Genomic DNA, 9,932 nt, shown 5'->3' with positions numbered 1-9,932 from the left:
CCTGCGGTCACTTGCGCTGCGCATAGGATCGTAGGTCGGATTAGGCCGCAGGCCGTAATCCGACAACATTGTTGGCGTTGATTGACGCTGCTGGTGGCGTCGGCTTGCGCGCCAAGCCGACCTACGATCGAACGGCCGCAATCCTGGCCAGTACACCTTCCCCGAACACCGTCTGAAACGGCAAATCCTTGCGCTGCGCATAGCCGATATAGCAGTCGCACTTGAAGCGCGGGCAGCTGCGCTCCTGCAGGATCTCGGCCAGATCATCCGTATATAAATTCCCCAGCCGCTGCGCCAGGAAATGGCAGCGCGCCAGTTCGCCGTCGCCGTCGATCGACAGCGACGTCTCGCCGGCGAAACAGCCCTTGCCGCGCGACGGCACCGGCCGGCGGTTCTGCAGGAACCATGGATCGATGGCGTCCAGCCAGGCCAGGTCCTCTGCCGTGTAGTAGCCGGGACCGCGCCGGTCATACGCGTTCAGCCACAGATACACGTGCTCGGGCAGCGCCGCGCGCAGCGCCCGAATCGCCTCGTAGTGCTCGTGCATGGCCACCACCCCGACCGAATGGCGCACGCCCATGGCGTCGAGCCGTTTGCAGCGTTCGACAAAGCGCGCAATTGTCGTCTGGCCCGGGTGATAGGTGCACCACAGGCCGATTTTTTTCCGTCCCCGCATGCCGTCCAGCCAGCCCAGGGGACCTGCGAGATTGGTCTGCAGCGCCACCTGCCGCACGTGGGGCAGGGCCGCCAGCGCCTGCATGGCGCTGCGGTAATGGCGCCGCACCAGCGCTTCGCCCCACGGCGTAAACAGCACGCTGATCGGGCGCGCTTGTTCCGCGACCCAGCCCGTGAAGCGGGCCACTTCGCGCGCATCGCGCGCCAGCACGGCGCGGCTGTCCCGCTTCTTGGCGAACGGGCAGTAGGCGCAGGCGTAGTTGCAGCTCGACAGCGCGCCGCGGTACAGCAGCGACAGGGTATCTGGCTGCACCGTCAGCACGCCTGGCCGCTTTCCGCCATCAGCGCGCGCACGGTATCCGACGCCAGCCACGGGCCGATGGTGTCGGCGTACGCGTAGCCACGGTCATTCAGGCGCAGCAGCGGTCCATTTTGCGTGACCAGTTCCAGCGCAAACAGCTCGGCCAGCTGCGGCAGGTCCGCCAGGCAGTCGCTGCCGAAACGGGCCGCATAGGCGTCCAGGTCCAGGCCCGGCTCGGTCAGCAGCGACTGGATCACATAGCGCCGCTGCTGGTCTTCCTGGCCCAGCAGATAGCCGTGTTCGGCCTGCGCGAAGCGCGCTTCGTCCAGTGCCAGGTAGTTGTCGATAATGCCGATGGTCTCCGTGCGCGCCACCGCGTATTCGCTCGAGTAGTGCAGCTGCGCCGTGTACGAACGGGCGCCGGCGCCCAGGCCCACCATGCCGTCGTTTTGGCAGCAGTAGGACGGGCCGGCGTCGTCGGGCGCATGCGGCGCGCGGAACATGCGCATCGATACCTGCTCATAGCCTTGCGCGCGCAGATGGTCGCGCGCGGCCGCATACAGCGCCAGGCGGCTGTCGCCGTCGCGCGCCAGCATGATGGGGTTGAGCGTGTCGGCGCCATTGCGGCGCGCGATCTTGCCCAGGCCCGTCTGCTCGCGCACGTACAGCGGATACAGGTAGATTTCTTCCGGCTGGAACGCCAGCGCGCTGTCGATCGAGGCCAGCAGGCTGGCCACCGTCTGGCCGGCAATGCCGTAGATCAGGTCCAGGTTCAGCGTGGGAAAGCCTGCCGCGCGGATCAGGGCGATGGCCTGGCGCACGGTGGAGTTCTGCTGGGGCCGCGCCAGCGCGCGCATCTCGCCGGCGGCAAAGCTCTGGATGCCCAGGCTGACGCGGTCGATGCCGTGTGTGCGGCAGACGGCCAGCCGCTCCGCCGTGATGGTTTCGGGCGAGGCTTCGATGCCGGCCGGCGTGGTCTGCAGGTCGATGCCGAGAATATCGCGCGCGCCGCACAGCAGGGTGTCGAGCTGCGCCGCCGACAGATACGTGGGCGTGCCGCCGCCGAGCGCAAAGCGGGCAAAGCGCCGCTCGCCCAGGGCGCCGTCCATCGCGCGCATCTGCACCAGCACCTGCTGCACATAGCGCTCGACCATGTCCGCGCCGGGGCGCGCCATGGCGAACAGATTGCAAAAGCCGCAGCGCATTTCGCAGAACGGAATATGGATGTAGGCGAACAGGGCGGAGCGGTCCTGCCGCGCCCAGACCGGCGCCAGCGGCGTCGCTTGCGCAAGGGTACGGTAGGCTGCCTTGTGCGGATAGGAATACGAATACGCCTGGTAGGGCGTGTGGCGCATGCGCTGCGCCAGGGTGCCTGGCTGTTCGGATGGATTCACGGTGCGGCTCCCTGGGAATGCTGGTGTGAGGATGGAATAAAAAAATGCGCGTACGGCACGTTCCAGACGCTGTCGTGCGCCACGCGGTGGCCGCGATAGCCATCTTCGCCATAGGCGCTGCCGTGGTCCGAGCAGACGATGGCAAAGGTCGGCGCGCGCGCGGCGCAGGCGGCAAACAGCGGCGCCAGCGCACCGTCGACATAGCGCAGCGCGGCCGCATGGCTGTCGAGGTTGTCGGCGCGGCAGCCGGGCAGGTAGGCGCGGTTCGGTGTGTGCAGCGCGGCGACGTTGATGAATAAAAAAGTGCGCTGGGCGTTTTCCGCCAGCAGTTGCATCGCCAGCGCCACCTGCTTTTCCGTCGAATGGCGTCCGGCCACGCCCATGCCGGCGCTCCAGTGGCTTTCCTGGAACAGCGCCGGCAGCACGCTGCCCAGCGCCGTCTGTTGATTGAAGAAACCGACGCCGCCGATGCAGATGGTGCGGTAGCCGCGCGCGGCCAGCGCTTCCGGCAGGCTCGCCTGTTCGAACGTGTACGTGTGCGGCGAGGTGGTTTCGCTGCGCGCAAAAGCGCTGGCAAACAGGCGCGGGTGGCGGCCTGGCGCCGACGGCGTGGGCAGAAAACCCGCAAAAAAGGCCTGGTGCGCCGCATAGGTAAAGGTGGCCGGTGAATGGCGCCGCTCCCAGCCGGTGGCCGGCAAAAAACGCGCCAGCACCGGCAATTCGCCGGCCGCGAACAGCGCCTGCGCCACGTCGTGGCGCAGGGTGTCGAGCGTGATGAAGACGATATCGTGGCTGCCCACGATGGCGTGCATGTCGGGGATAGGGACTTCAGGCATGGCGCATTTGCATTTCATAAGTGTCCAATTCCTGCCACAGCAAACCGGGCAGCAGGTCGCCGAACGCATTCGCTTCCAGCACATGGGCCTGGCCACGGCGCACCACCAGGTCGTAGCCGGTGACGCCGCTGGCGGGAAAGGCCAGCGCCGCCTGGCCGGTGGCTGCTTCCAGCGCCGCCATGTCAGGCTCGCTCAGCAGCGTGGAAGGATCGCCGCGCTGGTTGTCGAGGTGCAGATTGGTCATCATGCGGTTGCCCATGCGCGCCACGCGGTGCACGGGCTGGCCGTTGATGGCGACCACGCGCAGATCGTAGTGGCCGTCGCCGATGCGCGGCTTGTCGATCCATTGTTCCGCATACAGTTGCTGCGCCGCCAGCGCGTCGACCAGCGCGGCGATATCGGCAGGGTTTTCATGGCGCGCGATGCGCTTGACATTGAACAGCCGCGTTTCGCCGCCAGCGTGCGCCATGCTGGCCGAGGTGGTGGCCTGCTGGCGCCCGGCTTTGTTCCTGCGGTACGCCACCACGCCCGAGGCGGACGAGCCATAGCGCGGCTTCAGATAGACGCGGTCGAGATCGTGCCAGCGCAGCAGCGACTGCAGATGGTCGTAGCCATCGATGCGTCCCAGCAGCGCGGGTGTCGCCACGCCATGCGCGGCCAGGTGCTGCTGGCAAGCCAGTTTGTCGGTCATAAGAGCAATGTCGCGCGGTGGATTGACCACGCGCGCCTGCGGCAGCGTTGCCAGTTGCGCGGCCAGCCGCGCCATGGCGGCGTCAAAACCGGCAAACCAGCTGTCCATCGCCAGCAGTTCGCCATGGGCGGGTGGGCGTACGGGAGCGCGGTCCTGCAGCCGACAGCCGTCGCGCAGCAATTGCAGATGCGCGGCAGGATCGTCGCCGGGTGGCTCGATCTTGAAGCGGCAGGGCTGCGCCAGCGCGGTGCCGAGCAGCGCGGGCTGCGCCAGCCAGTCGCGCCATTCGAGCACCCGCGCCGGCGGCAGCTTCAATCGCGCGCGCGCCGCCTGCAGCAGGCGCACGCGCTTGCTGCCGTTGGTGGCCAGCAGGATCATGGGAAGCAAGGGAGAATCTTATTCGCCGACGGCGACGTAGCGGTAGACTTCATCGTCATCCTCGTCGTCTTCCTGCGGGTCGTCCAGCCGGACCGGGAAGGGCAGGGCCTTGAGTTTTTCCTGGTTTTCTTCGGAAATATAGTGATGCGACAGGTCCATGCGCTTCAGCTTGCCCAGTTGCGTGCCACTGAGCAGTGCTTCGGCGCCGATATCGCCCAGGGTGCCCAGCGACAGGTCCAGCGTTTCGACGGTCGCCAGCAGCGGCTCGTTGGCCAGCCACACGGCCAGTTCGTCGGCAATCTGCGCGTCGCGCAGGCCCAGGTAGCGCAGCGTCGGCGTGGCCAGCTGCGCCAGCACTTTTTGATACAGCGCCACGTCGCCGGAGAAGCCGTAGTCGTCGGTGCCCAGCCACAGTTCCAGGTATTCCAGCTTGGGCATGCTCGATTCGGCCAGTGCCTGGGCGATCTTCTGGTCCAGGCCGCCGGACTCGATGGTGAACTTGCGCAGGTTCTGGTGCGCGAACGGCTCGATGACGAGCTCATTGCCGCCGCGGATGCGCAGCTCTTCCAGTTGCGGGAAGGCGTCCAGCAGCGGCTTGTAGCTGCCCTGCACGATCCACGAAATTTCGCACTCTTCGTACGTCATGTCGCCGATAAACAGCGCGCGCAGGTTCGGCAACTGTGGCGCATGGCTGGCCAGCGCGGCGATCACTTCGTCGGCGCCCGCTTCATACGGGTCGCCCCACATGCCGATGATCAGCGCTTCGAGCGCATTCTTGTCGGTCTTTTCCAGGAAGCCGGCGATCAGCTCCGGCATCTTGCGCTTGTCGTCGTATTCGAGCGACAGGCGGTAGACGATATCCTGCCCGGGCTGCAGCGCAATATCAGGATCGTACTGGACGACTTTTTTTTTGTGGAAGAGGGTGGTGCTTTCGGAAATCGTCATCGGTAAGGCTCCATGAAAGGCAGTGGAAAGCTTGTCTATTCCGAAAGCTTAGCATGGACGCAAGGGCATATTGCACACTGCTGGAAAGCAACTAACGGTGGATGACCACCAGCAAAGCCTTGCCTTCGGTCTTGCCCAGGTTGCGGATGATATGCGGCTGGTCGGCCGGATAGCGCGCCGTGCCGCCATTCTTGACCTTTTTCTTTGCGGCGCCCACCTCCAGTTCCAGGTTGCCGTGAATGACGGTCAAATGCTCGGTGGTGCCCGGGTCGTGCGGCTGCGAGGCCAGCTCGCCGCCCGGCGCCAGGGTCACCTCATACCACTCGTATTTGCCGGCCAGTTCCATCGGCCCCAGGATGCGCAGCACATAACCCGCATGGTCGCCGGGCAGGGTGGGGGTTTCGTGGGCGTCGGTGACGCGGATGGTTTCCACGGCTTTTTCCGCGCTCGACAGCAGTTCGCCGATCTGCACGCCCAGCGCATTGGCCAGGCGCCAGGTAATGGCGATGGTGGGATTGGCTTTTTCGCGTTCGATCTGCGACAGCATGGACTTCGAGACGCCCGCGATGCGCGACAAATCCTCCAGTGTCAGGCCGCGCGCCAGGCGCAGCCGTTGCAGGGTGGCGCCCACTTCGGGCGGAGAATTGGTCGAAACACTGGTTTTCATCGGCTGTTGGCTTGCAAAGTTCAATAGGCTTGGGTAATATCCACTATATTGAATTTCAGTTCGACATAGTGGATTTCGGAAGTGGTTCAGGAAAAGCGTTAAACTGTACACTGCATTCCGAACAGCGCTTCACGGTACAGCATATGGCGCGTACCGGTCAAGCAACGGCCTTTCCCCATGGCGGCAACCCAACACGGACACCCAAGGAGCATCATGAGCGAGCAAGCGAAGAACACCTTTTTCAGCGGTCTGCAACAGAACCTCGATCAACTGCGCCAGCAGGGCCTGTACAAGCCCGAGCGCGTGATCGCCTCGCGCCAGGGCGCTGAAGTGGTGTGCGACGATGGCCGCACCCTGATCAATATGTGCGCGAACAATTACCTGGGCCTGTCGGGCGACCTGCAGACGCAGCAGGCGTCGATCGCCGCCACCGAAAAATACGGCTACGGGCTGTCGTCGGTGCGCTTTATCTGCGGCACGCAGACCGTGCACAAGGAACTGGAGCAGGCCATCTCGTCCTTCCTGGGCACCGAGGACACGATCCTGTACGCGGCCGCCTTCGACGCCAACGGCGGCGTGTTCGAGCCGCTGTTCGACGAAAGCGACGCCATCATCTCGGATGCGCTCAACCACGCTTCGATCATCGACGGCATCCGCCTGTGCAAGGCCGGCCGCTACCGCTACCTGCATAACGACATGGCCGACCTGGAAGTGCAGCTGCAGGCGGCCGTTGCCGCCGGCAAGCGCCATAAAGTCATCGTCACCGACGGCGTGTTCTCGATGGACGGCACCATCGCCCAGCTCGACAAGATCTGCGACCTGGCCGACCAGTACGGCGCGCTGGTGATGATCGACGAATGCCATGCCTCCGGCTTTATGGGCGCGACGGGCCGCGGCACGCACGAACACCACAACGTGATGGGCCGCATCGACATCATCACGGGCACCCTGGGCAAGGCGCTGGGCGGCGCGATGGGCGGCTTTACCTCGGCGCGCAAGGAAGTGATCGACACCCTGCGCCAGAAGTCGCGCCCGTATCTGTTCTCGAACACGCTGGCGCCGTCGATCGCCGGCGCGTCGCTGTCGGTGCTCGAGCGCCTGGCCAAGTCCACCGAACTGCGCGACCGCCTGCACGAGAACACGGCGTTCTTCCGCAGCGAGATCGAGCGCATCGGCTTTACCATCAAGCCGGGCACCCATCCCGTGGTGCCCGTGATGCTGTTCGACGCGCCGGTGGCGCAGAAATTCGCCGCGCGCCTGTATGAACTGGGCGTGCTGGTAACGGGCTTTTTCTATCCTGTCGTGCCGATGGGCCAGGCGCGCGTGCGCGTGCAGCTGTCGGCCGCGCATACCCGCGAGCAGCTGGTGACGGTGCTGGCCGCTTTTGAACAGGCCGGCAAGGAACTCGGCCTGATCCAGGCCACCAATACCACCACCAATCAATAACAAGAAGATTAGGAATACAGCATGGAACGCATTTTAGTCATCGGCGCAAACGGCCAGATCGGCAGTGAACTGGTTGGCGCCCTGGCGCAGCAGCACGGCGCGGACAACGTCATCGCCAGCGATATCGGCACAAACAACATCTACGACGCGAAGCGCTATGCGCAGCTGAATGTGCTCGACAAGGACGGCCTGGCGAAGATCATCGCCGATGAAGAGATTACCCAGGTGTACCAGCTGGCGGCGATGCTGTCGGCCACCGGCGAAGCGGCGCCGCTGAAGGCCTGGAGCCTGAACATGGATGGGCTGCTCAATATCCTGGAACTGGCGCGCGAGCGCGGCGAGGCGGGCAAGCCGCTGCGCATCTTCTGGCCGTCGTCGATCGCCGCCTTCGGCCCGAACACGCCGCAGGTGAACACGCCGCAGATGACGGTGATGGATCCGACCTCGATGTACGGCATCAGCAAACTGGCCGGCGAGCGCCTGTGCGAGTACTACCACGCCAAATACGGCGTCGACGTGCGCAGCATCCGCTACCCTGGCATCATCAGCTACAAATCGCCTCCGGGCGGCGGCACCACCGATTATGCGATCGCGATCTTCCATGCGGCGCTGCGCGGCGAGCGCTATGACTGCTTCCTGAATGCGGCCACCACGCTGCCGATGATCTACATGCCCGACGCGATCCGCGCCACCATCGAACTGATGGACGCGCCGGCCGAATCGATCAAGATCCGCTCGTCGTACAACGTGGCCGGCGTGTCGTTCAATCCGGAACAACTGGCCGGCGCCATCGCGCAGGCCGTCCCTGGCTTCAAGATCGCCTATACGCCGGACAGCCGCCAGGCGATTGCCGATAGCTGGCCGCAAAGCCTGGACGACAGCACGGCGCATGCCGACTGGGGCTGGGCCGCAAGGATCGGCGTCGAGCAGATGGTGGCCGACATGCTGGCCAATGTGGACGTTGGCCAGTCCGGAAAAGCAGCGCAGGCCGCGTAGGTCGGATCAGCCGCGCCAGCGGCGTACTCCGACCAACACCCGATACATGGAACATCGATAAAACAATAAAGAGACACCGCATGGATATGAGCGTATTTGACCTGTTCAAGATCGGCATCGGGCCGTCGAGTTCCCACACGGTGGGGCCGATGGTGGCGGCGCGGCGTTTTTTGGTCGAATACGGCGCTCTTGCCAATGTCGTGGGCGTGGAAGCGGCGCTGTATGGCTCGCTGGCGCTGACCGGTGTGGGCCACGCCACCGACAAGGCGGTGATCCTGGGCCTGATGGGCGAAACGCCGCAGGACGTGGCGCCCGACCAGGTCGACAGCAAGCTGGCCGCCATCGAAGCGGCCGCTGAAATCGCTTTGCTTGGTACGCATGTGGTGCCGTTTACGGCAGCCACCGGTCTGCTGTGGCACAAGAGCGAATCCTTGCCCGAGCATCCGAACGGCATGCGCTTTACCTTGAAGCTGCGTGACGGCAGCCGCGTCGACAAGGTGTATTACTCGATCGGCGGCGGCTTTATCCGCGAAGCGGGGGAGCTGCCGGTGGAAGCGGCGCCCGGCGCGCAGCCCGTGTTTGCCTTCGATACGATGGACCAGCTGCTGGCCCATGGCGTGGCCAGCGGCCTGTCGATCCCCGAGATGCTGCGCGCGAACGAATGCGTGCGGCGCAGCGGCGAGGAACTGGACGCGGGCCTGGACCGCATCTGGCACGTGATGCGCGACTGCATCGCGCACGGCCTGGACACCACCGGCAACCTGCCCGGTGGGCTGAACGTGAAGCGCCGCGCGGCCAAGCTGTGGCGCCAGGCGCAGGATGCGAAAGCGTCCGATAACCGCGCCAATGACCTGCCGCACGACGCCGTGCACCTGGTCAGCCTGTATGCGATGGCTGTCAACGAGGAAAACGCGGCGGGCGGGCGCGTGGTGACGGCGCCGACCAATGGCGCGGCCGGCATTATCCCCGCCGTGCTGCGCTACTACGCGCAGGATTGCCGTCCCAGCGATCCGGTCGGCGGCGTGCGCCGCTTCATGCTGACGGCCGCCGCGATCGGCATGCTGTGCAAGCGCAATGCCTCGATCTCGGGCGCGGAAGTGGGCTGCCAGGGCGAAGTGGGCGTGGCCTGCGCGATGGCGGCGGCCGGCCTGGTGGCGGCGCTGGGCGGCACGAATGAACAGATCGAGAACGCGGCCGAAATCGGCATCGAACACCACCTGGGCATGACGTGCGACCCGATCGGAGGCCTGGTGCAGATCCCGTGCATCGAGCGCAACGGCATGGGCGCGGTGAAAGCCATTACCGCCGCCTCGCTGGCGCTCAATGGCGACGGCACCCACTTCGTCAGCCTCGACGAAGTGATCGAAACCATGCGCCAGACGGGCGCGGACATGCAGGACAAGTACAAGGAAACATCGCTGGGCGGCCTGGCGGTGCATGTCATCACGGTCAATCACGCGGCTTGTTGATGGGCCGGAGGTGGTGTCGGATTACGCGCGCAGCGCTAACCCGACCTGCGCCGACCTGCGATATTGAATGAACGTTGTGCGTAGATACTGTTATCCCCGTCAAGCGGTGTGCAAGGTCGGATCAAATATTTTTC

General features: G+C 65.1%; 9 protein-coding genes. 3 read left to right on the top strand and 6 right to left on the bottom strand.

Features of this window, described 5'->3' with window-relative positions:
- Positions 1 to 121 precede the first annotated feature (121 nt).
- From RTQ46_RS23630 to RTQ46_RS23605, 6 genes are all read right to left on the bottom strand, one after another.
- Positions 122 to 988: an STM4011 family radical SAM protein gene (locus tag RTQ46_RS23630; protein WP_312440037.1), complete on the bottom strand. Its 867-nt coding sequence runs from the start codon at positions 986 to 988 to the stop codon at positions 122 to 124.
- 2 nt (positions 989 to 990) lie between these two features.
- A complete protein-coding gene (locus RTQ46_RS23625) occupies positions 991 to 2,370 on the bottom strand; it encodes an STM4012 family radical SAM protein (RefSeq protein WP_312440036.1) in 1,380 nt (459 codons plus the stop codon).
- Complete coding sequence (locus RTQ46_RS23620; RefSeq protein WP_312440035.1) at positions 2,367 to 3,206, bottom strand: STM4013/SEN3800 family hydrolase; 840 nt, start codon at positions 3,204 to 3,206, stop codon at positions 2,367 to 2,369. Before RTQ46_RS23620 ends, RTQ46_RS23625 begins: the two co-directional genes overlap by 4 nt.
- A complete protein-coding gene (locus RTQ46_RS23615; protein ID WP_312440068.1) occupies positions 3,199 to 4,275 on the bottom strand; it encodes an STM4014 family protein in 1,077 nt (358 codons plus the stop codon). The genes RTQ46_RS23620 and RTQ46_RS23615 overlap by 8 nt, the downstream gene beginning before the upstream one ends.
- Positions 4,276 to 4,293: 18 nt before the next feature.
- Complete coding sequence (locus RTQ46_RS23610) at positions 4,294 to 5,220, bottom strand: STM4015 family protein (RefSeq protein WP_312440034.1); 927 nt, start codon at positions 5,218 to 5,220, stop codon at positions 4,294 to 4,296.
- A 91-nt stretch (positions 5,221 to 5,311) separates the two neighbouring features.
- Entirely contained in the window at positions 5,312 to 5,887 is a 576-nt protein-coding gene (locus RTQ46_RS23605; RefSeq protein WP_312440033.1) for an XRE family transcriptional regulator, read from the bottom strand.
- 213 nt (positions 5,888 to 6,100) lie between these two features.
- On the opposite strand from RTQ46_RS23605, the gene kbl reads away from it, so the two are divergent.
- From kbl to RTQ46_RS23590, 3 genes are all read left to right on the top strand, one after another.
- Entirely contained in the window at positions 6,101 to 7,333 is a 1,233-nt protein-coding gene (gene kbl, locus RTQ46_RS23600) for a glycine C-acetyltransferase (protein WP_312440032.1), read from the top strand.
- 21 nt (positions 7,334 to 7,354) lie between these two features.
- Positions 7,355 to 8,329 carry an NAD-dependent epimerase/dehydratase family protein gene (locus RTQ46_RS23595; RefSeq protein ID WP_312440031.1) on the top strand — a complete coding sequence of 325 codons (975 nt, stop codon included), beginning with the start codon at positions 7,355 to 7,357 and terminating at the stop codon, positions 8,327 to 8,329.
- An 80-nt stretch (positions 8,330 to 8,409) separates the two neighbouring features.
- Entirely contained in the window at positions 8,410 to 9,798 is a 1,389-nt protein-coding gene (locus RTQ46_RS23590) for an L-serine ammonia-lyase (protein ID WP_312440030.1), read from the top strand.
- Positions 9,799 to 9,932 lie beyond the last annotated feature (134 nt).

This window comes from Janthinobacterium sp., from assembly GCF_031995485.1.
GTDB lineage: Bacteria > Pseudomonadota > Gammaproteobacteria > Burkholderiales > Burkholderiaceae_D > Janthinobacterium.
The sequence above is the reverse complement of the archived record's forward strand: the minus strand, read 5'-3'. Positions and strand labels throughout refer to the sequence as shown.